We start from the raw sequence: 21,877 nt of genomic DNA, 5'->3' as shown, positions 1-21,877 counted from the left end.
TGAAATGTATTGGATTATCTCGCCGGTACGGGTGGCCGTCCGGCTTCGACGGTTTTGACCGCCATGCCGGGCTGGATTTTCATGATGCCTTCGTACACGACCTTCTCGCCAGCTTTCAGTCCGCTGCTTACGAGCCACCTGTCACCGACAACCTCCGTAACGATTATCGGGCGCGGGTTTGCTTTGCCGTCCGCTCCCACAACCCAGACCGAAACCGAACCGTCCGCATTTCTGCTGACCGATTTTTGCGGCACAAGGATGGCACGCTCGTCTCTCCACTCTTCGAGACGTGCATGGACGAACATGCCGGGAAGGATTTCATGGCCGGGGTTGTTGAACAATATTCTCAACAGCACGGTACCTGTGCTCGGGTTGACCGTAACATCCGAGAACTTCAACGTGCCGGGCTCTCCTTTGGGTTTTCCATCCACCAGAAGCTGGACAGGAGCGCTCCCTGAACCTGAATCGCCGGCCTGGCCCTGATGGCGCTGGCGAAGTTGCATCAACTCCGCGCTCGACCGGGAAACATCCACGTAGATCCGGTCGAGCTGCTGCACCACAGCAAGGGGGCTCTGCTGATTGGCATTGACCAGAGCCCCCTCGGTTACCTTTGATTGGCCGATTCGCCCGGAAATCGGAGACATGACCCTGGTGTAGTCGAGGTTGATACCTGCTGAGGAAACTTCGGATCTGGCAATGGCGACATCTGCCCTGGCCTGGGCAAGGCTCGCTTTCGCATCGTCGAACTCCTGCCTGCTTACAGCACCGATTTTGACCAGCTCTTCGTACCGGCCGGCTTTGGCCTGGGCCGATTTTACGTTGGCCTCGGCTTTGCTGAGGTTGGCTTTTGCACTGTTACTGGCTGCCTTGAAGGTCGCGGGGTCAATCTGATAGAGTTGCTGACCCTGTTTAACAAGGCTTCCTTCCTCGAAGAAGCGCTTCGTAACAATACCGCTCACCTGTGGACGGATCTCGGCTATACGGAATGCAGAGGTACGGCCCGGCAGCTCTTTTGTCAATACCAGAGGTTCGGGTTTCATGGTCACAACACTGACCTCCGGTTTCATGCCCGAATCCTGCAGGTGGTCTGACGATCCCTTCGGCCACAGGTACCAGCCTGCAATCAGGGTGACAAGCAAACCGGCGATGATATACGACCTTTTCATGATTGATAACTTATCCTTTTTGTGAATTTTGTGTGGTTGCCGGATGGTTTTCAGGATAACCGATATACATGTTCCGGATCTGTTCGAGGAACGGCAGACGCTCCTCGTCGCTTCTCTGGACAAGGCCGAACCACTCGTTGCAATTGAAGCCGATAAAGGCGAAAAAGGCCATGCGGGCCGCTTCAGGCTTCGCTCCGCTGTCCATGGCAGACAAGTCGCGTTCTATCCACTTCAGCATCCGCTGCCTGAGCGACTCTTCGCTCGACATGGACGATGTGATGGCCATGGCGACAGCGCGTTCCGTAGCATCCAGGGCACGCTCGGCCATTTTGATACGTGCGAAAAGTTCGGGGTGAGGAGTGTCGGCGCACTCGACGAGCAGCGACTGGATGCGTGCCGTATCGCGCTCAAACTGCCGGTCGATCAGAGCTTCGAGCAGCGCGGTCTTGGATTTATAGTCGTAGACCACCCTTGATTTGCTGATTCCTGCCTCCTGAGCCACGGCATCGATAGAGAGGTTGGATGCTCCATGCTTGACAACAACCCTCTCGATTGCGTCAAGTATTTCTGCGTCGGTGACTTTTTTCGGTCTTGACATAATGTATTATCCTTGACCGAATTTAAGAACGACCGTTCTTTTATGCAAATGTTTTCGGTGATTTTTATAGAGGAAGAGAGTTGGTGACGTTGTTTTGCAAGCGCCGGAGCTTTACCATAGCAAACATGTGCGTGGAAGAGTTTTAACCGCGAAATACTCGAAACCACACGAAAGAAGAGATTTATTCCGGTGCAATTGGAGAGATTTCTTCGGTTGGCACTCTCCGGTAAAAGCTTTAACATGATGGAGCTGAGTCAGCAGGATTGAGATTTTTTCATGCAGCACAACGGGGGGAAAGTGATGATTCCTGAGAAATTAACGGAAATATTAAAGCATGACGGAGTGGTTGCGATTGCAACACTGGGGCAGAATGGACCTCACATGGTCAATACCTGGAACAGTTATGTGCGAATTACCGATGCGGAGCGCATCCTGATTCCTGTGGGCTATATGCAGCTTACGGAAGCGAACATTGCTTTTAACAATCAGGTGCTGATTACACTCGGCAGCCGCAAGGTTGCAGGAAATATGGGCCCCGGAGCAGGCTTTCTGATCAAGGGCACGGCGAGCATAGAGACCTCGGGCGCAGATTTTGATGTCATCAAGGCAAAATTTGCCTGGGCACGTGCTGTTATGGCCGTAACCGCCAGCTCCATTGAGCAGACCTTGTAGGACACCGCAACAAATCTATTCTCTCTGCGCGGACGGAGCCCCGTCCGCCCTCTACTCAACCCGCGCGATCATTTCAGCGGTGCCAAAGTGAGTCTTAGCTCTTGAATATTAAAATTGCCTTGTCTTTTTCACACAACAGCTTTTGTTTAACTCTGACATGGGTTCTTTGAAAAAACAGGAACCCTGATTTTTAACCGGGTGTCAGGGGTGAATTCGGACTATTGCACTGCGAACATCCTTGAGCAGAAGGAGCAGGTGATAGGGGTCGGTCGGTGAAGAGATAAAATCGAAATGTTCGTAAAATTGCCGGGCCTGGTCGTCTTTTGCATGGGCAGCGATGGCCCGGATCCCCACTATATCGGCGGCCTGTATAGTTCGGCGCATAGCATCTTTCAACAGCCCGGAACCAATCCCCTGATTTTGCCGGTTTTTGCTCACAGCCAAACGTGCAAGGAGCATGATCGGTATGGGGTAGTGTGCAAGGCCCTTTGTCAGACGATCCGGGGCATCATCGTAATTTACCTTACCGACGGTAAGTGTATAGAAGCCAATTATCGACTTGTCTGACAATCCGACATAGGTTGCTGAAGAATCAGCCCGTTGATTGACAAGCGCATATCGGGCAAGAAACCTGTCGAGTTCTTTGCTGCCGCACTCAAAATCTTCTACGGCATGAGCGCTTGTCAGCTTTTCAACAGAGAAGCCTGTTTTGGGCGGCATTACTCGTTCTCAAAAACACTTTGTTGCTTGAAAAGTTTGTTGACCCTTGGCAGCGTACGGTCAGGTGCGTCGAGCGCTTCCATAAATAACGCCCATTGTTCTGCATCCAGATTAAATGAACGGCGATCAACAAGCATCTCTTCTGCTCGGGACAGGGCACTCTCCAGCACGAATTGGCTTAAGGAGCTGTGAGCGGCAGTTGCTGCACGGCTCAACGTATCCTTGGTTGCCATTGACAGGCGAATGTCCAGTTTTGCGGTTTTTGTTGTTTGTGTAGCCATGAAAAATGTGGTTTTGATCAGTTCTATACCGTAATGTATATGAAATGTCAGACATTGCCATGACAAACAAGCCGTTAGTGTTCATTTTCGGGTGAGGCTCTGATGGGCCCTTTGCCGGAAAATCCAGTGCTTTGTTGCGTTACCTTGAACGTAACGTTTTCATTGACAGCAGTTTACCGGTTGACAACCTCGATTTTTACTTTTGCGGTACCCTTGTCATAAAAACCGAGCCTTTTGGCCGCTTCGGCACTCAGATCGATAATCCGGTTATCGACAAAGGGTCCCCGGTCGTTGACCCTGACTACAATAGAAGCATTGGTTTCAAGGTTGGTTACCTTTACCAGGGCAGGCAGGGGAAGATATTTATGTGCGGCACTTGGTTTTGACGGGTCAAATATTTCGCCGTATGCGGTTGGCTGTCCATTATGCTGCCTCAGGGTTTCATGACCATACCATGATGCCAAACCAGTCTCCTCATAGGAATTAGCCTCTTCATAGCTCATTGGCACATAGACCTTGCCGTTGATGACGTAGGGGGTGTTTTTCAGTTTTCCTGTCCGGTAGGCCTCTTCTGGTGAAATTCCGCCTATATATGAGGATCGGGAAGAGGTACATGAACTGAGTGCCAGAGGCAGCAGCAGGCATCCGGCCAGAAATAATTTGCGCATCGAATCGTACATGGATGTAAGCTTTTGGGTGCCTTTTTATTTTAATAAATGTCAATTTACGCTTATTCTTCCTCTATTAACACTATTTTTAACTTTCCGGTATTGAGCCTTGAGGGTTTTGCTGTTGGAAAGATAGAATTTACCCCGTGTGAACATGGTTGCAGAACCTGAGGCCCGCAGTCCTTTCGGCGTTTTAATCATACATGGTTTTACCGCAACGCTTGAGAGTGTGGAGGCGTTGCGCAAGCCCTTGCAGGAGATGGGCATTCCTGTCTCCATACCGTTGCTTGCCGGTCATGGTGCCCCTTCACCCGACGCACTTCATGGAGTAGGATGGGAGGCTTGGCTTAAGGATGCAGAGCTGGCGTTTCGGGATTTCTCGCTGGAGGTGGAGCGGGTTATCGTGATCGGGCACAGTATGGGTGCACTGCTTGCCCTTACTCTTGCCGTACGCTACCCGAAACAGGTTGATTCTCTTATCCTTGCAACACCGGCACTCAGGCTTGTCTCTCTGTTTGCACCGGGCAGGCCACTCCATTTTGCGGCCCCGTTGGTCAGCATGATTATCAAAAAGTGGGATCTGAAAAGTGATTTGCAGGAGCTGCGGCCCCGGTGCCAGGCTCCCCATTACGCCTGGGTTCCGACCGAAGCCATTCTCTCCCTGTTTGAGCTGATCGAGAGAACCGAGTCACTGCTGGATCGGGTCAATGTGCCTTTCATGATTCTGCATAACCGAAAGGAGGCAACCGTGCTTCCCCAGAGCGCAACCATGCTCTGCAACCGGGTATCGACGGCTTCTGTTGAGCGCTCAATTGTCTGGTTTGAGCGTTCCGGACACCAGATTTTCTGTGATTGTGAACGGGATAAAGCGGTTCGGACTATCATGACGTATGTCGCAGGCAGAACCGGTCGAAAGGAGTAAGCTTTTGAAAGGCTCTTTGCGATTCATGCGCGTCAAGTTGACGAATGCAGGTTACGGTTTTATATTCCTGAACGAAGTGATCTTTATTCTCTTGCACCCAAAACACAACAGAAATGAATACGTTTATCCGCAGAGCGGTTTCCACCCTTCTCCTGCTCTTTTCAATGCTGTTTCACGCTCTGCCGCTGAAGGCGAGTGCTCCTGACAGCTCACCGGAAACCGGGAAAAACCCGGCGGTTGTGCTCAACGAACTTGGGTTCGCTTCAGGGTATGTGTGGGGTTCGCTGAACAGAAAAGCGGATAACATGACCGTGTATCCGCTCATTGCACGGGTTGGATTCAATATGAACCGATTGCTGGGTATTGAGGGCGCAAAGAGCACCCTGCAACTGGCACTTGAGCCGCAGGTGAATCTGATTTCCGGTCCGCAGGATGGTGTTGAAGCCGGTTGTGGTATCGGTCTGCGCTATTTCCGCAAACTCGCCTCTCCGGTGGATCTTTTTTTTGAAGCAAGCTTTGCGCCCATGTTTTTAAGTGTTGATTCGATAGAGCAGGGCAAAGCCGGGTTTAACTTTCTTGATCATTTCGGTTCAGGCCTTCAATACCGGATATCGGACAAAACGGCGGTTTTTGGCGGCTACCGCTGGCGTCACATCTCCCACGCAGGACTTGTTGACCGCTCGAACATGGGCATAAACTCCAACGCCATTATAGCAGGGGTTTCATGGCTCTACTAACAGAGGTACCCTAATGTTCAGCAACGTGTTTGCTATGAAAAAAGATCGGCATTATGCGGGTTATTGATCTCACGCATACCATAGAGCCCGGAATGCCGGTCTATCCGGGGACGCCCGAACCGGAATTTCAGCCGCTTGCAACGCTTGATAAAGAGGGCTTTGCCGAGCAGCTCATCACACTCTCCTCGCATACCGGCACCCATATCGACCTCCCCGCCCATATTTTTCCTGATCGTTCATTTCCCGATGTTTTCAGTGTTGAACAATTCACAGGAAAAGGTGTTGTCATGGATGTTCGCGATGCCGCCGGAGGGGTGATCAGCAAAGAGCTGCTCAAGCCGTTCTCTGCATTGATTGGTTCGTGTGACTTTCTTCTGCTCTGCTCCGGATGGAGCGACTACTGGGGCTGGCCGGATTATTTCAGAGGATATCCGGTGTTCTCGGTTGAAGCCGCACACTGGCTCACGGGTTTTGAACTGAAGGGGATCGGGGTGGATATGATCTCTGTGGATCTTCCGGACGCAGTTGATCTCCCTGTTCACAGAAAACTGCTCGGGAAAGGGATTGTGCTCATCGAGAATCTGACTGCACTGTCGTCACTTCCCGATTCTCCCTTCACTTTTTGCGCTTTTCCGCTGAAAATAGCCGGAGCTGAGGCTTCGCCGATCCGTGCGGTTGCCCTTGTTGGATAAAAGGGGTCAGCAAAGATTATTTTATTGGAAGTTAATTGAGAGGGCGTTACCTTTGAGTACACAGGATTTAATCCACTGTTCTTTATCATCGCAATAACTACGGTTCGTAATTCGTACCACTACTATGCTCATGTACTCTTCGATTACCAGAAAAGTGCTTATGGCGCTTGCGGGGCTTTTTCTGGTTACCTTCCTCCTCGTGCATCTCGGTATCAATCTTTTGCTGCTGAAATCCGATGGAGGCGCTGCGTTTACTGAAGCGGCAACCTTTATGGCTACCAATCCGATCATAAAGGTATTTGAAATTGTTCTTTTTGCAGGCTTTCTGCTTCACATCTTCTTCGGGATGCTGGTCTCCGGCCAGAACCGCGCTGCACGCGCGACCCGCTATGAGTGTGCCAACGCTTCGGACACCTCCTTTTTTTCAAAGTACATGTTCCACACCGGCATTATTGTACTCATCTTCCTGCTTCTTCACTTTATAGATTTCTACTTTATCAAGACAGGTCTTGTCGCCCCGCCTCCCGGCATCGAACGGCACGACTTCTATCATCGCGCACTGCTGCTCTTCTCATCGCCCTGGTACTCCCTGATCTATATTGCCGGTTTTGTTTCTCTCGGCATCCATCTCAATCATGCAATCCAGTCGGCATTTCAGACCCTTGGATGGAACCACAGCCACTATATGGGAACAGTCAAGCTTGCAAGCACGATCTACTCGGTATGCATTGCAGCAGGATACAGCCTTGTTCCGGTCTATCTCCTGTTAATCAAGTAAACAAGAGCAGCTAACTGTGTTATTTACCGAAAACAACACTCACTACACGTTTCAATGACACGCCTCAACGCCAGAATCCCTGAAGGGCCGGTGGCAGACAAATGGACCGCCTACAAATCGGGATGCAAGCTGGTAAACCCCAACAATAAACGCAAACTTGACATCATCGTGGTTGGTACCGGTCTTGCCGGGGCCTCTGCAGCCGCCTCTCTCGGAGAGCTTGGTTACAATGTCAAGGCATTCTGCTATCAGGATACACCGCGCCGTGCTCACAGCATCGCTGCACAGGGTGGAATCAATGCCGCAAAGAACTATGCCAACGACGGTGACAGTGCCTACCGGCTTTTTTATGACACCATCAAAGGCGGTGATTACCGGGCGCGTGAAGCCAATGTTTACCGGCTTGCTGAAGTCAGCAACCAGATTATCGACCTCTGTGTTGCCCAGGGTGTGCCTTTTGCCCGTGAGTATGGCGGGCTTCTGACAAACCGCTCTTTCGGGGGTGCGCAGGTATCAAGAACCTTTTTTGCAAGGGGCCAGACAGGCCAGCAGCTGCTGCTCGGGGCCTATGGCGCCTTAAGCCGTCAGATCGCCGCAGGTACCGTTACGCTTTACAATCGGCGCGATATGCTTGACCTGGTGCTTGTTGACGGAAAGGCGCAGGGAATCATTACCCGGAATCTGGTTACCGGCGAGATTGAGCGTCATGCAGCCCACGCGGTTGTGCTGGCAAGCGGCGGGTATGGCAATGTTTTTTACCTCTCCACCAATGCCATGGGTTCCAATGTGACTCCGGCATGGTGTGCCTACAAGCGGGGGGCTTTTATGGCAAACCCTGCCTTTACCCAGATTCATCCCACCTGTATTCCGGTGCATGGCGACTTTCAGTCAAAGCTGACCCTGATGAGTGAGAGCCTGCGCAACGATGGCAGAATCTGGGTGCCGAAAAAATTAAAGGATGTAGAGCGGCTCCGCCATAAGGATATCAAACCCTCCGAAATCGCCGAGGAGGATCGGGATTACTATCTTGAGCGCCGTTATCCTGCTTTCGGAAATCTTGTGCCGAGGGATGTTGCCTCAAGGGCGGCCAAAGAGCGGTGTGACGCCGGATATGGTGTCGGAGCTACAGGAATGGCGGTCTATCTGGACTTTTCCGATGCCATCAAGCGCAAGGGGCATGATACCATTGATGCGTTATACGGCAACCTCTTCCAGATGTACGAGCAGATTGTTGCTGAATCACCCTATGAAACCGCGATGATGATCTATCCGGCGGTGCACTATACCATGGGAGGTCTCTGGGTAGATTACGAGCTGATGACGACCATTCCGGGACTCTTTGCCGCCGGAGAGTGCAATTTTTCCGACCACGGAGCCAACCGTCTCGGGGCATCTGCGCTTATGCAGGGGCTTGCCGACGGGTACTTTGTGCTGCCCTATACGATCGGCAACTATCTTGCATCAGAGATTCATACACCGCGGTTTGATCCTTCCGCTTCCGAATTCACTGCTGCCGCTGAGGGGGTATCTGATCGCTTGAAGCAACTGCATAACAACAAGGGCAAGGAGTCGGTTGATCACTTCCATCGCCGCCTCGGCAAGATCATGTGGGAGTATTGCGGGATGGCCAGAAATGAGGCGGGTCTTACCGAAGCCCTCTATCTCATTACCGAGCTGAAGAGAGAGTATGCCCGGGGAGTAAAGGTTTCGGGAGGTCTGGATGAATATAATCCTGAACTCGAGAAGGCCTGCCGGGTTGCTGACTTTATCGAACTCGGCGAACTCATGGTACGCGACGCCCTGCAGCGAAAAGAGTCGTGCGGGGGTCATTTCAGGGAAGAGTACCAGACCAGTGATGGTGAAGCTTTGCGCGACGATGAGAAGTTCGCATTTGTCGGCGCATGGCAATACACCGGCCGTGATGCAGTGCTGCACAGGGAGGAACTTCAATTCAACGAGATCAAGCTCTCCCAGCGGAGCTATAAATAGAGGATAATATGAATTTTACGCTGAAGATCTGGCGCCAGAAAAATGCGGAGGCCAAAGGCGGTATGGTTTCCTACGAGGTATCAGGGATCTCTTCCGACAGCTCATTTTTTGAAATGCTTGATATCCTCAACCAGCAGCTTATTGAGAGCGGCGGTGATCCGGTCTCCTTTGACCACGACTGCCGGGAGGGTATTTGCGGTACATGCAGCCTTTATATAAACGGGAGGCCTCACGGGCCGGTCAAGGGGGTAACCACCTGCCAGCTTCATATGCGCTCTTTCAGGGACGGGGAGACTATTCATATCGAACCATGGCGGGCAAAGGCTTTTCCGGTCATCCGCGATCTCATTGTCGACAGGAGTGCGTTTGATAAAGTGATCCAGGCTGGCGGTTATGTATCGGTTAATAGCGGAGGTGTGCCTGACGCCAATACCATTCCTGTCGAGAAATCGAAATCCGATTCGGCCTTTGATGCTGCCGCCTGCATCGGCTGCGGGGCCTGTGTGGCCGCCTGTTCCAACGCCGCCGCCATGCTCTTTATCGGAGCAAAGGTCTCTCATCTCGCTCTTTTGCCGCAGGGGCGTGTAGAGGCTGAAAAGCGGGTGCAGAAGATGGTAGCCTGTATGGATCAGCTTGGTTTCGGCAACTGCAGCAACACCTATGCCTGTGAAGCGGAGTGCCCGAAAGGAATTTCCGTAGTCAATATTGCCCGCATGAACAGGGGGTTTCTCAAGGCGAAACTCATGGCGGACAAGGCGAAGGAAATTCGCGATTCCATGTAGGTGTTCGAGTTGTTCCCCACTACAATTACTACGCAGTCCCGATGGGTCGGGACTGCGTTTTCTCCGCTCTCCCTGCATTCTTTTTCCGCTATCAAGGTGCGTCTGTTGCTTGTGCACATGTTTCTCTTGATAGAGAGAGGGAATGTTTTTGCCATGCATGATGTTGTGATGAATGATCTTGTGCTTCCATTCAGGGAACCTCTCAACGAAGGAGCTCAGTTGCCATGAAAAAAAACACCGGTTTATGGATTGATCACAAAGATGCGCTTCTGGTTTCAATTGAAGGCGAGAGTGTTGTCGTTCAGCGTGTTCCGTCCGAAGCGGAAAGTCATTTCCGGCCTTCAGGGGGTTGGAAATCGAGCGGAACTTCTGTTGCCCAGTCAATTTCAAAAGAGCAGACCGCTGACGAGAGCCGAAAACACCAGTATCAGGCGTTTTATAAAAAAGTGATGGCTCTGCTCGGTGATTCTTCGGGTATTGCTCTTTTCGGTCCCGGTGAAGCAAAGATTGAGCTTGCCAAGGCGATCAGCAAGGTCGGCTCACTGCATGAAAAAGTCAAGGCGGTTGAAGTATGTGACCGTATGACAGAGAAGCAGTTTATAGCAAAAGTCAAATCGTTTTTTGTTATCTGAACCCGTATCTGCCTCCGTACCGGCGGCTCTGGTTTTAGGGCTGCCGGTCTATTATTCTCCCTGTTGAATCACTGCTTCTCTCCGCTTTTTCGGCAATCTCTTTTTTTTTGACACACGGTTGAGTGACTCCGGAGATCAACAACATCAGCGAATTTCCTGATGATTATCTCCTGCGCAGGATTAAGCGGTGCGAATGCAAGAATCTTTTACCGTATTTTCCGGTTAATACTTATAATTCATGGAGGTACACTGTGGAAACGGATTTTTTTCAGGAGGATTTTGAGTCTTGCCGGCTCCTGTTTGGAAATTGCAGTTTAAACGTGTAGATGATAACCTGGATGTACTGCCTCTATTGCAAGAACAGAACTCTCCGGGACGATTCCATCTGTTGATGGAAGGGCGCTTTAGCTGAATTTTTTTCGCTGCCCGGAATGTTCAAAAATGAATTTATGGAAATACTCTTTCTTTTGTCACTGATTGTTGTTAACGGCCTTTTTGCTATGTCGGAAATAGCCCTGGTGACGGCTAAACGCTCTCGTCTTGCAAAACTTGCCGAGGATGGTGATAAATCGGCGGCTACAGCCATCAAGCTTGCTCATGAACCGACCCGTTTTCTTTCGACCATACAGATAGGCATTACTTCAATCGGTATTCTTAATGGTATTGTCGGTGAGGGTGCTCTTGCCGGACCACTGGCGGTCAGGTTTCAGGCATTCGGTATGGATCCGGAAATCAGCCATATCATTTCGACAGCTATCGTTGTCCTGTCGATCACCTATATCACGATCGTTGTTGGAGAGCTTGTGCCCAAAAGGCTTGGCCAGTTCGATCCGGAAGGGATCGCGTGCCTGGTTTCACGCCCTATGTATACGCTCTCGACAATAACCCGTCCGTTCGGAAGGCTTCTTTCAGCGTCAACTGATGCTATCCTCCGTCTTATGGGACAAAGCCCCCAGGCCTATCCCAGCGTTACCGAAGAGGAGATTCATGCCATGCTTGAGGAGGGATCTGAGGCGGGTGTTATCGAGCAGCACGAGCATGAGATGGTCCGTAATGTGTTCCGTCTTGATGATCGTCAGCTGGGTACCCTGATGGTACCGAGGGCGGATATTGTCTTTCTTGACGTTTCAAAACCACTGGAAGAGAATATCCTGCGGGTTACAGAGTCCGAGCACTCCAGGTTTCCGGTCTGTAATGGTGGCCTGCAATCCCTGCTTGGTGTTGTCAACGCCAAACAGCTTCTGTCGAAAACCCTGAAAGGGGGGTTGACGGAGTTTACCTCACAGCTTCAGCCTTGTGTCTATGTTCCGGAAACCCTCACCGGTATGGAGCTGCTTGACCATTTCCGGACTTCGGGTACCCAGATGGTTTTTGTTGTTGATGAGTACGGGGAGATTCAGGGGCTCGTTACCCTTCAGGATATGCTTGAAGCGGTGACAGGAGAGTTTGTGCCGCGCAACAGCGAGGATTCATGGGCGGTTGAGCGCCAGGATGGTTCATGGCTGCTGGATGGTCTTATTCCTGTGCCTGAGCTGAAGGATACGCTTGAACTCAGATCGGTTCCGGATGAGGACAAAGGGCTTTATCACACCTTGAGCGGTCTTATGATGTGGCAGCTCGGTCGAATGCCTCAGACCGGAGATGTCATGATATGGGAAAACTGGACGCTTGAGATTGTTGATCTTGATGGTCAGCGGATCGACAAAGTGCTTGCCTCAAAACTTCCCGAGGAGGTTATACCGGAAAACGGGCGATCGGAAGTGCCGTCAGCCGAAGCGAAAAGTGACCCCTTACATAAAAACTGAACGTAATGACCAATCATCATCCGGAGTGCCTTTTCTGCCGAATCGTAAGCGGCGAGATCCCAGCGAAGATTATCTACCGAAATGAGCATGTTGTGGCTTTCAGGGATATCACGCCTGTAGCGCCTCAGCACGTATTGATTATTCCTGTGCGCCATATTGCCTCCCTGAACGATCTGGAGGTCGAAGATGAAGCGACAGCAGGAAACATTATGCTTGCGGCCGGAACCGTTGCCGGTATTCTGGGTATCAGGGAGTCCGGTTACCGGTTTGTGTTCAATACGGGACCCGATGCCCTTCAGAGTGTCTTTCATATCCATGGTCATCTTGTCGGCGGAAAAGAGATGGGATGGCCTCCCTTTGCCGGATCGTCGACGCTGCACGGATAGGCGTGGAGCGAGTTGGTGCCGGGAGAACAATCATGGAATTTTATCCGGTTGAAATTGTTATATAGGATATATATTGTCCTGTATTGTATTATTGTTTCAAGGAGTCAGTTGTATGAGATTATCGGAGTTGCAGGTTGGTGACCGCGCTGAAGTGACGGCATTGAAATCTGAAAGTGCTGTCAGGCGACGGATTATGGATATGGGATTAATAAAAGGGACCAGCTTCAAGGTGCTCAGGGTTGCGCCGCTTGGCGACCCCATAGAGATATTCTTCAAGGGGCTCTATCTTGCCCTGAGAAAAAACGAGGCTGAGGGAGTTCTCGTTCGTAAAGTCGGAGAGCCTTCGGAGCTTGTTGGCCAACAGGAGCTTGAAGAGCCGCTCCTGAAGTCTGGAGGGAGGGTATGAGTGAAGGCAAGGAGATCACCATTGCGCTTGCCGGCAATCCGAACTGCGGAAAATCCTCTCTCTTCAATGCTCTTACCGGGGCGCAGCAGAAAGTCGGAAACTTTTCGGGTGTAACCGTTGAAAAGCATGAAGGCTATATCGACTACAAAGGGTACCGGATCACCGTGGTTGATCTTCCCGGAACCTACTCACTTACCCCCTACTCTCCCGAAGAGCTGGTAACAAGGGCCTATCTTGTCAGGGAGCGTCCTGATGTGGTGGTCAACGTTCTTGAGGGCCCGAACCTTGAGCGAAACCTTCTGCTGACAACCCAGCTCATGGAGCTTGAGGTTGATTTCCTCGTTGCGCTCAACATGATGGATGAAGTTGAAGAGAAGGGTATTGTTATTGACATCAAACAGCTTCAGCAGCTTCTCGGATGCCATATCATACCGGTTTCAGCCAAAAAGAAGAGTGGTCTTGACGCACTTCTTGATCATATCATCCGGGTCTCACAGAAGGAGATCAAAATCAAAAAGAACAAGCTCTTTTTCACGCCATCCCTTGAAGCTTCAGTTGATAAAATAACGGCACTTCTCAGCAATCAGAAGGAGCTGGAACTCTATAATTCGCGCTGGCTTGCCATCAAGCTGCTTGAAAACGACCGGGAGGTTTATCAGGAGGTTCAGCACTATCCTGTCTGGGTTAAAGTTGAGCTTGCCCTCCAGGAAGCACTCCGGGATGCTGAACGTCAGCATGATTCAGAGCCGGAGATGCTTATTACCGAAGACCGTCATGCGTTCATACGGGGAGCCATGAAAGAGTGTGTCCGCCAGCCGGGTGAGGTGAAGGCTACGGTAACCGATTATATTGATATGGTGGTACTCAACCGCGTGCTCGGGCTGCCCGTTTTTTTACTTGTGGTCTGGTCAATTTTTCAGCTTACCTTCACGCTTGGTGCGCCGATCATGGGCGCGCTCAATCTGCTTTTCGGCACGCTGGCCTCACATCTCAGACCGCTTTTGCCCAATGAGATGCTCCGTTCGATAGCTATTGACGGTGTTATTGCCGGTGTCGGAGGTGTACTGGTTTTTCTGCCCAATATTGTGCTGCTCTTTATCGGACTCTCTTTTCTTGAGGCATCGGGCTACATGGCTCGTGCTGCATTTGTGATTGACCGGCTGATGCACCGTTTCGGACTTCATGGAAAGTCCTTTATCCCCATGATAACGGGGTTCGGATGCTCCATCCCGGCAATTATGGCTACCCGAACGCTTAAAAGTCCAACGGACAGGCTTGCGACGATCATGATCATCCCCTTCATGAGCTGCGGTGCAAAACTGCCGGTCTATGTACTCCTGACCGGGGCATTCTTTGCTCCGGAGGTTGCGGCCAACGTCATGTTCGGCATCTATTTTCTCGGTATTGCTGTCGGACTCTGGACAGCCTGGATATTGAAGTCAACCATTCTGAAAAGCGATTCCGAGCCTTTTGTGATGGAGCTGCCTCCATACCGATGGCCGACACTCAGCTCAGTGCTCTTTCAGGCAAAAATGAAAGCGCTGATGTACCTGAAAAAAGCCGGAACCCTTATTTTAGGCGCGGTCATCATTATCTGGGCGATAAGCAACTATCCCCGTAATGAAGCGCTTGACGCACAGCTACTGGCTGAAACCGCCCGCATTGCATCAAGCGCTGCGGGTGACGCCGAAAAACAGGCAGAGCAGAAGAAGCTTGAGTATCAGGTCAACTCGGCCCAGCTTGCCTACTCTCTTGCCGGTCGTGCGGGCATGGTGATTGAACCGGTCATCAGACCGCTTGGTTTTGACTGGAGGATAGGTATTGCGCTTGTTACCGGGCTTGCAACAAAAGAGGTTGTGGTCTCAACGATGGGAACCATCTACTCAATAGGGAAGAGTGATGGAGAGTCGGTTGATCTGAAATCCATCATCAAGAGCGATCCGGCATTCAGCAGGGCAACAGCACTCAGTCTTATGGTTTTTGTGCTGCTCTATCTGCCCTGTGTTGCCACACTCGGGGTCATGAAAAAAGAGGTTGGCCGCTGGAAGCCGGTAGTACTCTATTCAGTCTACTCGCTCTCGGTAGCCTGGGTACTCTCTTTTGCGGTCTACCGCATAGCTCTTTTTATGCAGTGACTTCGGCCGCAGCTTCTGCCGGAGCAGTGACAAGTCCGGACTCTTCAGCTCTCGAAATAATGTCATCAACGGGAATGGTCATCGGAACCGGCTTGCCATCCGTCATGGTGAGCGTTACGGCTGGATGAGCTTTCTGATGTTCAGCCATTACCGCTTCCCAGCGGTTCCGGGCGGTTTCGTCGAGCGTGCTCCAGGCAAGACGCCCGCGGCATTTCGGGAATTTTGAACAGCCGAGCCAGAGCCCTCTTTTCCCGCTTCTGAGATAGAGCGGAGCGCCGCACTTTGCGCAGAGAATATCGGTCAGAACCGGCGGGGTCTTCAACGGTTCAATGTGCCGCTGTTTATTGAGATTCAGCAGTGTGTTACACTTCGGATAGTTCGAACAGGCAAGAAATGCGCCCAGCCTTCCCTTGCGGAGCAGCATATGCCCTTCCTTGCATGAAGGGCAGACAATTCCGCTGTCTTTCGGCTTCTCCTTGTTGGTGGCGATCGTCTTGATGTTTTTGCACTTGGGATAGTGTGAACAGCCGAGAAATTTCCCGCTCGCCGTCCATTTGACAACCATCTGACCCACACCACATTTTTCACAGGTAGTGGTTTCGCTGTTCTGCGGGATAAGCGGATCGCTTTTGCGAAGGCTCAGGACCGTTTCAAGCGGTTTGTAGAAGTTGTCAAGCACCTGTTCATACTCATCCTCTCCGCTTGCCACCTTGTCCAGCTCATCCTCCATGAATGCCGTAAAGCCGACATTGAAGAGGTCGGGAAAGTTGGCAACGAGAATAAGTGAAACATCCTTACCGAGTTCGGTAGGAATGATCTTTTTCTTCTCAAGCTCGACATAGCGTCGATCCTGCAGGGTTGAGAAAATGGATGCATAGGTTGATGGCCGGCCTATACCGTAATTATCAAGATCCTTGACCAGCGTCGCCTCGCTGTATCGTGCCGGAGGACGGGTGAAGCTCTGCTTGCGGTCAACATCTTCGAGCGCGAGCGACTCTTTTACGGCAATGCGTTCCGGGAGCTGAACGGTCGGCTCCTTTTCTACATCCTCCTTTGTGGATCGCTGTGCTTCGTAATCCAGCTCTCTCTGGTCGTCATAGACCCGCATGAATCCGGGGAAAAGGATCCTGTTTCCGGTTGCACGAAAGAGAAATCTTGAGGATTGATCTTCTACGTCAACTCTCGTCTGCTCAATTTTTGCAGGGGCCATCATTGCCGCCAGAAACCGTTTCCAGATCAGTTCATAGAGTTTAAACTGCTCTGCCGAGAGGAACTGCTTGACCTGTTCAGGCTTTTTTGCAATAGAGGTAGGTCGTATGGCTTCATGGGCGTCCTGGGCATTCTTTCCGGACTTTGCCGCACCGCCAAATCCGATATACTCCTTGCCGAACTGGCTGTCGATATAGGCTCTTGCCTGGGCAACAGCTTCCGTGCCTATGCGCGTCGAGTCTGTTCTCATATAGGTAATGAGACCCGCAGCCCCTTCCGCGCCGAGATCGATTCCCTCATAGAGCTGCTGGGCAATACGCATGGTTTTCTGTGAGCCGAAACCAAGCTGGTTTGAAGCTGCCTGCTGAAGCAGTGACGTGGTGAATGGTAGTGGCGGTTTTCGCTGCTGTACCCTGGGTGCGATCTCCGAGACCGAGTAGTTCCCCTCCCTGACGAGTGCAGCTATCGTTTCGGCCTGAGTCTGATTGGTTATCTCGGGTTTGTCACCGTCGAAGCGGACAAGTTTTGTTCTGAACGACTCTTTTCCCGGAGTCATGAACTCCGCGCCGATTGTCCAGTACTCCTGAATTTCGAAGCGATTGATTTCAGCTTCACGCTCACAGATCAGTCTGAGCGCAACAGACTGGACTCTGCCTGCCGAGAGACCGCGCAGGACAACATTCCATAAAAACGGACTGATCTTGTAGCCTACTATTTTGTCAAGCCCCTGACGGGTCTGCTGGGAGCGGACAAGCCGGTAGTCAATCTGGCGGGGCTCCTGGATAGCTGCAATGATCGCATTTTTGGTGATCTCATTGAAGAGCACCCGGAAGACCGGTTTTTTTGTTGCTCCGATCTCGTTTGAAATATGCCATGCAATTGCTTCGCCTTCGCGGTCAGGGTCAGTGGCAATGAGGATTTCATCGGCTTCTGCGGCAAGTTTTTTTAACTGCCGGACAACTTTTTCCTTTCCAGCAATGATCTCATACCGCGGTTCGTAGTGATGCTCAAAGTCAAGACCGATCTCTTTTTTCGGCAGATCCTTGATATGGCCGACTGACGCAAAGACGGTATACTTGTCGCCAAGATATTTATTGATTGTTTTTGCCTTTGAGGGGGATTCGACTACAATCAGGGTCCTGTTTCTGGCAGATGGTGTTGCAGCTTTTGAAGCCATTGATCAGTCCCGAGGTAAGAGCGTTACAATTAAATTTTGAAAAAGATAGGTGTTGATGAGCAAAAAACAAATTTTACCACTATTAACACCGTATACTGTTCCGCTAAGAGCGGGTTCTAACTGATTATTTCCTGATGCTAAAACAGGGAGTGCAGGTCAACAAAAAATATTTTATTACTATTGTGGTAATGCGGCAATGTTTACTCGAACAAACTTTTTATAACAACCATGCCTGACGTCATCCGTCATAGTATATATCGAATCGCTCTGGTTCTGCTGGTGACGCTGCTGCAGCTCTTCTCCCTATCGCTTTTTGCAGCATCTCCACCACTCACCTACGGCCCGACAACGGTTCCCGTGCAGGTAAATATGGGTGTTGACCAGCGCTATACCATCAAGATTCTTGCCATGAGAAGCGGCAATACGCTGATGGTGGATATTGGCTCCATGGCCAGGGCGTTGCGTATGAGCTTTCATAGTGAGGGCGGCACCTATGATATCGAGGAGTCGCTGGATAGTCCGGGGTCGCGCTGCAGGGTTGAGCCCGGCAACCATTTTGCCAGTGTTGTTTCAAAGGATCCTGAAGGTCGGCAACGAATTATTCAGCTTAACGCCGCACCGGTACGGATAGAGTCAAGGAGCTATCTTCCGGTTACCCAGGCCTGCCGGCTTTTTACCGTCTGGCTTGACAGGGAGATTGTCTACAGCTACTCCTCAGGAAGGATCACCGCCTGGCTAAAAGGGAAGCGGTTTGCTGAATCAGTCGCGTCAATAGGCGTAGTAAAACGTGATGATCAAAATGATCTGGCCCGCAAAACGGCGTCAGCTGAAGAGGCAAAAACAGTGATAACCGGCATTGAAGTTGAGAATCGTGCAAATGGAGCAATCATAACCTTTGCTGCCACCGGCGCTCCAACCCAGGCTTCGCTTCTCAAGCCTGATGCCGAGGGAACGGCCTATTTTTCACTCCAGAATGGGCAGTGTGACGGTGATGCGCTTTCGAAAATTTATGGCAGCGGGGTTGTCAGGGTCATTACGCCGAAACAGTTTGAAGGTGGCGGATTACAGTTTGCTATCACGCTCGACAACAAGGCGTTTATTATTAATTCCGTCGAATTTCAGCGGGACGCCAAAAAAAACCGTTATCAGCTCTATATCCGCAGTAAAGCTGATGTGCAGGAGATCCGCAAAAGGGAGAAGGAGGAGCAGATCGCCAGGGTTATCAATCGGGATGTTGAAAAGTGGAAACTCAATACGGTAGTTCTTGACGCCGGTCATGGAGGCAAGGATCCCGGAGCTATTGGAGGCAATGGTACCAGGGAGAAGGATGTTGTCCTGAACATTGTCCATGATCTCGGAAACTTTATTGAGCAGAACTGGCCGGATGTGAACGTGATCTACACCAGAAAGGATGACACCTTCATCCCTCTGCATGAACGGGGGAAGATCGCTAACCGAGCAGGAGGAAAACTCTTCATCAGCGTTCACTGCAATGCAAGTCCGAATCGATCAGCCCGGGGCTCCGAGGTCTATATTCTCGGTCTGCACAAAACGCAGGCAGCGCTTGATGTGGCTCTGTTTGAAAACTCGGTTATCCGCAAGGAGGATGACTATCAGTTGCAGTATAAAGGGTTTTCAGAGGAACATCTCATTATGAGCAGTATGGCGCAGAACGCCTTTGCCCGGCAGTCTACTTCGCTTGCCCAGGATATTCTCAAGCCGGTCGAAAAAATTCCGGGCAATAATGGTCGTGGTGTTCGTCAGGCAGGATTTATGGTTTTATGGACACCCTCCATGCCGAGTGCTCTTGTCGAAGTTGGATACCTCTCGAACTACGACGAAGAGCGCGTTCTTCGGGATCGTCAGGAGCAGGCCAAAATAGCCTATGGTATTTTCAAGGGGCTGGAGAGCTACCGGAAGAATTACGAAACCACTACCATGGCCTCCATGGGAAAGTGAACCGCCATTGCGTGAATAAAAAAGGTGTCCGGCAGGGCGCCTTTTTTATTCACTTGCAAAGTTGTCAACCCCGCACTAAATTCAGGTTCACATTTGCTCCGGAGCACACGGCCGGTAACCCCGTTATTACAGATTCGACCCGCTGATCGTATGAACAATCTCTCCGCACAGATTCTCTGTCGCCTTGCAACTTCAGGAGATTTTTTATCGGGTGAAGAGCTTTGCCGGGAATTCGGGGTAACCAGAAGTGCCGTATGGAAGCACATTCGACTGCTTCGCAGCGAAGGGTATCAGCTTGATGCCGTAACAGGCCGGGGATACCGGCTGACCGCTCTGACCGGCAGAGCGGTTTCGGCTGAAGTGGAACCGTTTCTTTCGACACGATGTTTCGGGAGGAACCTCTTCTATCACGAAACTACCGATTCCACCAATCTCCAGGCTAAAGCGCTCGCCGTCAGGGGTTCTGTGGAAGGCACCGTTGTTGCTGCCGATTCCCAGACAGGGGGAAGGGGAAGAATGGGCAGGAGCTGGAACTCTCCTGCGGGAAAAAATCTCTACTTCACCCTGATTCTGCGTCCGGAAGTACCATCCCTGCGTGTTCCCCAGCTTACATTGCTTGTCGCTGTTGCTCTTCACCGGGCACTGGTCCGCTTTGTTCCCGACCTTCAGCCGAAGATCAAGTGGCCGAACGACATTCTCGTCAATGAAAAGAAGATTTGCGGCGTGCTGTGTGAAATGCAGTCGGAACCTGATTGTACACACTTCGTTGTTGTCGGGCTCGGTATCAATGTCAATCAGTCAGAGTTTCCGGCTGAACTTGAGGGGCGTGCGACATCGCTCTTTCTGGAGTGCGGTCGATCCTTTTCAAAACCGGAGCTGCTTGCCGCTTTTCTGAACCAGTTTGAGCCACTTTATGATCGCTGGCTGATTGAAGAGGATCTTGGTTTTGTGCTCTCCTACATCGAAGGACATTCACTGCTCCAGTCAAGAGTTGTCATGGTTGAGCAGTTTAACCGGACAATAAGCGGAACCGTTTCGGGTATCGCAAAGGGGGGCGAGCTGATGCTTGAGGGTGATGATGGAGGCACGGTTCTGGTGTCATCAGGCGAAGCCCATCTTTCAAAACGCCATTAACTTATAAAAAGAATACCGTTATGGACCAGAAGGCACTTCATCCTCATATTATTGCAGCTTACCGTGTGCTTGAAACCGGAGAGCCGATTTCACAAGCTGATGCGCTCCGGCTTGCGTCGGTACCGGGAGAACTCTCCCTTGATCTCGCCTCGCTGGCAAACAAGGTGAAAAACCGCTATGCCTCAAAGGAGGAGTCTCTTTATTCCTGCTCTATCATGAATGCCAAATCGGGAGTGTGTGGTGAAAACTGCAAGTTCTGCGCCCAGTCGCGGCACAACCGGGCCGATATTGAGGTTTATGATCTGGTTGATGAAGAGTCGGTGCTGCTTGAAGCGCACAACTGTTACTCCTCGGGTGTTTCCCATTTCGGTATTGTCACCAGCGGCTACGGGTATAAAAAGATAAACGGCGAGTTTCAGCGGGTGCTTGATATGATCGACCGGCTGCATGCCGAACTTCCCTCCCTGAACATCTGTGCATCCCTTGGAATTCTCGGTGAAGAGCCTGCCGCCGCCCTTGCCGCCCATGGCATCTCCCACTACAATATCAATATCCAGGTTGCACCCGACCGCTATCATGATCTGATTGCCGATACGCACTCGGTTGAAGAGCGTATCGAGACGATCAAACGGCTGCGAAAGAACAATATTTCGGTCTGCTGCGGTGGCATTATGGGTGTCGGAGAGAGCATGCAGGAGCGCATTGCCATGATTTTTGCACTTCAGGAGCTTGATGTATCGGTCATACCGCTCAATGTACTGGTGCCGATTGATGGTACTCCGCTTGAGGGAAAAGAGCCGCTCTCTGTGGCCGATATCGTGAAAACCTTTGCTATCTGCCGCCTGGCGCATCCGGATAAAATTATCAAGTTTGCTGCCGGCAGGGAGACGGTTATGAAGGATTTTCAGGGTCTTCTTATGCTTTCAGGTGCAAACGGTTTTCTGACCGGTGGTTATCTTACAACCAGGGGGCGCGATACGGCTGAAGACCAGAGATTTGCAGGCCAGATCGAAAGTTTTAACTGAGGTA

Annotated in this window: 21 protein-coding genes; 15 read left to right on the top strand and 6 right to left on the bottom strand. The window is 51.2% G+C overall.

The features are described from left to right. Positions 1-14 precede the first annotated feature (14 nt). Complete coding sequence (locus tag CFERDRAFT_RS03205; protein WP_006365767.1) at positions 15-1,166, bottom strand: efflux RND transporter periplasmic adaptor subunit; 1,152 nt, start codon at positions 1,164-1,166, stop codon at positions 15-17. Between the two features lie 10 nt (positions 1,167-1,176). After that, complete coding sequence (locus CFERDRAFT_RS03200; protein WP_006365766.1) at positions 1,177-1,764, bottom strand: TetR/AcrR family transcriptional regulator; 588 nt, start codon at positions 1,762-1,764, stop codon at positions 1,177-1,179. Between the two features lie 300 nt (positions 1,765-2,064). Here CFERDRAFT_RS03200 and CFERDRAFT_RS03195 point away from each other — a divergent pair, with 300 nt between their 5' ends. Further along, positions 2,065-2,436 carry a pyridoxamine 5'-phosphate oxidase family protein gene (locus CFERDRAFT_RS03195; protein ID WP_006365765.1) on the top strand — a complete coding sequence of 124 codons (372 nt, stop codon included), beginning with the start codon at positions 2,065-2,067 and terminating at the stop codon, positions 2,434-2,436. A gap of 201 nt (positions 2,437-2,637) precedes the next feature. Here the strand turns inward: CFERDRAFT_RS03195 and CFERDRAFT_RS03190 are convergent, their stop codons facing one another. The 3 genes from CFERDRAFT_RS03190 to CFERDRAFT_RS03180 all read right to left on the bottom strand — a co-directional run bounded on the left by CFERDRAFT_RS03190 (position 2,638) and on the right by CFERDRAFT_RS03180 (position 4,117). Beyond that, complete coding sequence (locus CFERDRAFT_RS03190) at positions 2,638-3,156, bottom strand: GNAT family N-acetyltransferase (RefSeq protein WP_006365763.1); 519 nt, start codon at positions 3,154-3,156, stop codon at positions 2,638-2,640. Next, positions 3,156-3,437 carry a type II toxin-antitoxin system TacA family antitoxin gene (locus tag CFERDRAFT_RS03185; RefSeq protein ID WP_040432999.1) on the bottom strand — a complete coding sequence of 94 codons (282 nt, stop codon included), beginning with the start codon at positions 3,435-3,437 and terminating at the stop codon, positions 3,156-3,158. The genes CFERDRAFT_RS03190 and CFERDRAFT_RS03185 overlap by 1 nt, the downstream gene beginning before the upstream one ends. Before the next feature lie 173 nt (positions 3,438-3,610). Continuing rightward, positions 3,611-4,117 carry a septal ring lytic transglycosylase RlpA family protein gene (locus tag CFERDRAFT_RS03180; protein ID WP_006365762.1) on the bottom strand — a complete coding sequence of 169 codons (507 nt, stop codon included), beginning with the start codon at positions 4,115-4,117 and terminating at the stop codon, positions 3,611-3,613. Positions 4,118-4,259: 142 nt separating this feature from the next. Between CFERDRAFT_RS03180 and CFERDRAFT_RS03175 the strand changes: the two genes are divergently transcribed. The 11 genes from CFERDRAFT_RS03175 (at position 4,260) to feoB (ending at position 15,369) form a co-directional block, all read left to right on the top strand. After that, positions 4,260-5,027, top strand: a complete 768-nt coding sequence (locus CFERDRAFT_RS03175) for an alpha/beta hydrolase (RefSeq protein ID WP_006365761.1) — start codon at positions 4,260-4,262, stop codon at positions 5,025-5,027. A gap of 113 nt (positions 5,028-5,140) precedes the next feature. Beyond that, entirely contained in the window at positions 5,141-5,764 is a 624-nt protein-coding gene (locus tag CFERDRAFT_RS03170; protein ID WP_006365760.1) for an acyloxyacyl hydrolase, read from the top strand. Positions 5,765-5,817: 53 nt separating this feature from the next. After that, positions 5,818-6,456 carry a cyclase family protein gene (locus tag CFERDRAFT_RS03165; protein WP_006365759.1) on the top strand — a complete coding sequence of 213 codons (639 nt, stop codon included), beginning with the start codon at positions 5,818-5,820 and terminating at the stop codon, positions 6,454-6,456. A gap of 124 nt (positions 6,457-6,580) precedes the next feature. Beyond that, entirely contained in the window at positions 6,581-7,234 is a 654-nt protein-coding gene (locus CFERDRAFT_RS03160) for a succinate dehydrogenase cytochrome b subunit (protein ID WP_006365758.1), read from the top strand. Positions 7,235-7,288: 54 nt separating this feature from the next. Beyond that, positions 7,289-9,223, top strand: coding sequence for a fumarate reductase/succinate dehydrogenase flavoprotein subunit (locus CFERDRAFT_RS03155; protein ID WP_006365757.1), 1,935 nt, complete (start codon positions 7,289-7,291; stop codon positions 9,221-9,223). 8 nt (positions 9,224-9,231) lie between these two features. Further along, a complete protein-coding gene (locus CFERDRAFT_RS03150; protein ID WP_006365756.1) occupies positions 9,232-10,005 on the top strand; it encodes a succinate dehydrogenase/fumarate reductase iron-sulfur subunit in 774 nt (257 codons plus the stop codon). Between the two features lie 224 nt (positions 10,006-10,229). Beyond that, the gene (locus CFERDRAFT_RS03145) at positions 10,230-10,637 is read left to right on the top strand and encodes a hypothetical protein (protein WP_006365755.1); all 408 of its coding nucleotides are present in this window, start codon (positions 10,230-10,232) and stop codon (positions 10,635-10,637) included. 449 nt (positions 10,638-11,086) lie between these two features. Then, positions 11,087-12,442: a hemolysin family protein gene (locus CFERDRAFT_RS03140; RefSeq protein ID WP_040432998.1), complete on the top strand. Its 1,356-nt coding sequence runs from the start codon at positions 11,087-11,089 to the stop codon at positions 12,440-12,442. 5 nt (positions 12,443-12,447) lie between these two features. Continuing rightward, a complete protein-coding gene (locus CFERDRAFT_RS03135) occupies positions 12,448-12,828 on the top strand; it encodes a histidine triad nucleotide-binding protein (protein ID WP_006365753.1) in 381 nt (126 codons plus the stop codon). Between the two features lie 112 nt (positions 12,829-12,940). Next, entirely contained in the window at positions 12,941-13,234 is a 294-nt protein-coding gene (locus tag CFERDRAFT_RS03130; protein ID WP_006365752.1) for a FeoA family protein, read from the top strand. Then, a complete protein-coding gene (gene feoB / locus CFERDRAFT_RS03125) occupies positions 13,231-15,369 on the top strand; it encodes a ferrous iron transport protein B (RefSeq protein ID WP_006365750.1) in 2,139 nt (712 codons plus the stop codon). Before CFERDRAFT_RS03130 ends, feoB begins: the two co-directional genes overlap by 4 nt. On the opposite strand, the gene topA is transcribed toward feoB, so the two are convergent. Next, a complete protein-coding gene (topA, locus tag CFERDRAFT_RS03120) occupies positions 15,359-17,755 on the bottom strand; it encodes a type I DNA topoisomerase (protein ID WP_006365751.1) in 2,397 nt (798 codons plus the stop codon). The two genes, feoB and topA, sit on opposite strands and share 11 nt — an antisense overlap. A gap of 228 nt (positions 17,756-17,983) precedes the next feature. Here topA and CFERDRAFT_RS03115 point away from each other — a divergent pair, with 228 nt between their 5' ends. The 3 genes from CFERDRAFT_RS03115 (at position 17,984) to bioB (ending at position 21,873) form a co-directional block, all read left to right on the top strand. After that, positions 17,984-19,714, top strand: coding sequence for an N-acetylmuramoyl-L-alanine amidase family protein (locus CFERDRAFT_RS03115; protein ID WP_006365749.1), 1,731 nt, complete (start codon positions 17,984-17,986; stop codon positions 19,712-19,714). A gap of 150 nt (positions 19,715-19,864) precedes the next feature. After that, complete coding sequence (locus tag CFERDRAFT_RS03110; RefSeq protein WP_006365748.1) at positions 19,865-20,848, top strand: biotin--[acetyl-CoA-carboxylase] ligase; 984 nt, start codon at positions 19,865-19,867, stop codon at positions 20,846-20,848. 20 nt (positions 20,849-20,868) lie between these two features. Then, positions 20,869-21,873, top strand: a complete 1,005-nt coding sequence (gene bioB / locus CFERDRAFT_RS03105; RefSeq protein ID WP_006365747.1) for a biotin synthase BioB — start codon at positions 20,869-20,871, stop codon at positions 21,871-21,873. Positions 21,874-21,877 lie beyond the last annotated feature (4 nt).

The sequence above is a fragment of the Chlorobium ferrooxidans DSM 13031 genome, from assembly GCF_000168715.1.
GTDB lineage: Bacteria > Bacteroidota > Chlorobiia > Chlorobiales > Chlorobiaceae > Chlorobium > Chlorobium ferrooxidans.
This window is presented reverse-complemented; position numbering and strand designations above follow the sequence as displayed.

Excerpts from the sequence above, each read along its gene's own strand:
- CFERDRAFT_RS03165 (WP_006365759.1), top strand. The coding sequence starts at position 5,818 with ATGCGGGTTATTGATCTCACGCATACCATAGAGCCCGGAATGCCGGTC.
- CFERDRAFT_RS03140 (WP_040432998.1), top strand. The coding sequence starts at position 11,087 with ATGGAAATACTCTTTCTTTTGTCACTGATTGTTGTTAACGGCCTTTTT.
- CFERDRAFT_RS03145 (WP_006365755.1), top strand. The coding sequence starts at position 10,230 with ATGAAAAAAAACACCGGTTTATGGATTGATCACAAAGATGCGCTTCTG.
- CFERDRAFT_RS03190 (WP_006365763.1), bottom strand. The coding sequence starts at position 3,156 with ATGCCGCCCAAAACAGGCTTCTCTGTTGAAAAGCTGACAAGCGCTCAT.
- CFERDRAFT_RS03200 (WP_006365766.1), bottom strand. The coding sequence starts at position 1,764 with ATGTCAAGACCGAAAAAAGTCACCGACGCAGAAATACTTGACGCAATC.
- CFERDRAFT_RS03130 (WP_006365752.1), top strand. The coding sequence starts at position 12,941 with ATGAGATTATCGGAGTTGCAGGTTGGTGACCGCGCTGAAGTGACGGCA.
- CFERDRAFT_RS03110 (WP_006365748.1), top strand. The coding sequence starts at position 19,865 with ATGAACAATCTCTCCGCACAGATTCTCTGTCGCCTTGCAACTTCAGGA.
- CFERDRAFT_RS03195 (WP_006365765.1), top strand. The coding sequence starts at position 2,065 with ATGATTCCTGAGAAATTAACGGAAATATTAAAGCATGACGGAGTGGTT.
- CFERDRAFT_RS03175 (WP_006365761.1), top strand. The coding sequence starts at position 4,260 with ATGGTTGCAGAACCTGAGGCCCGCAGTCCTTTCGGCGTTTTAATCATA.
- CFERDRAFT_RS03180 (WP_006365762.1), bottom strand. The coding sequence starts at position 4,117 with ATGTACGATTCGATGCGCAAATTATTTCTGGCCGGATGCCTGCTGCTG.
- CFERDRAFT_RS03135 (WP_006365753.1), top strand. The coding sequence starts at position 12,448 with ATGACCAATCATCATCCGGAGTGCCTTTTCTGCCGAATCGTAAGCGGC.
- CFERDRAFT_RS03115 (WP_006365749.1), top strand. The coding sequence starts at position 17,984 with ATGCCTGACGTCATCCGTCATAGTATATATCGAATCGCTCTGGTTCTG.
- CFERDRAFT_RS03185 (WP_040432999.1), bottom strand. The coding sequence starts at position 3,437 with ATGGCTACACAAACAACAAAAACCGCAAAACTGGACATTCGCCTGTCA.
- CFERDRAFT_RS03155 (WP_006365757.1), top strand. The coding sequence starts at position 7,289 with ATGACACGCCTCAACGCCAGAATCCCTGAAGGGCCGGTGGCAGACAAA.
- CFERDRAFT_RS03170 (WP_006365760.1), top strand. The coding sequence starts at position 5,141 with ATGAATACGTTTATCCGCAGAGCGGTTTCCACCCTTCTCCTGCTCTTT.
- CFERDRAFT_RS03150 (WP_006365756.1), top strand. The coding sequence starts at position 9,232 with ATGAATTTTACGCTGAAGATCTGGCGCCAGAAAAATGCGGAGGCCAAA.
- CFERDRAFT_RS03205 (WP_006365767.1), bottom strand. The coding sequence starts at position 1,166 with ATGAAAAGGTCGTATATCATCGCCGGTTTGCTTGTCACCCTGATTGCA.
- feoB (WP_006365750.1), top strand. The coding sequence starts at position 13,231 with ATGAGTGAAGGCAAGGAGATCACCATTGCGCTTGCCGGCAATCCGAAC.
- bioB (WP_006365747.1), top strand. The coding sequence starts at position 20,869 with ATGGACCAGAAGGCACTTCATCCTCATATTATTGCAGCTTACCGTGTG.
- CFERDRAFT_RS03160 (WP_006365758.1), top strand. The coding sequence starts at position 6,581 with ATGCTCATGTACTCTTCGATTACCAGAAAAGTGCTTATGGCGCTTGCG.
- topA (WP_006365751.1), bottom strand. The coding sequence starts at position 17,755 with ATGGCTTCAAAAGCTGCAACACCATCTGCCAGAAACAGGACCCTGATT.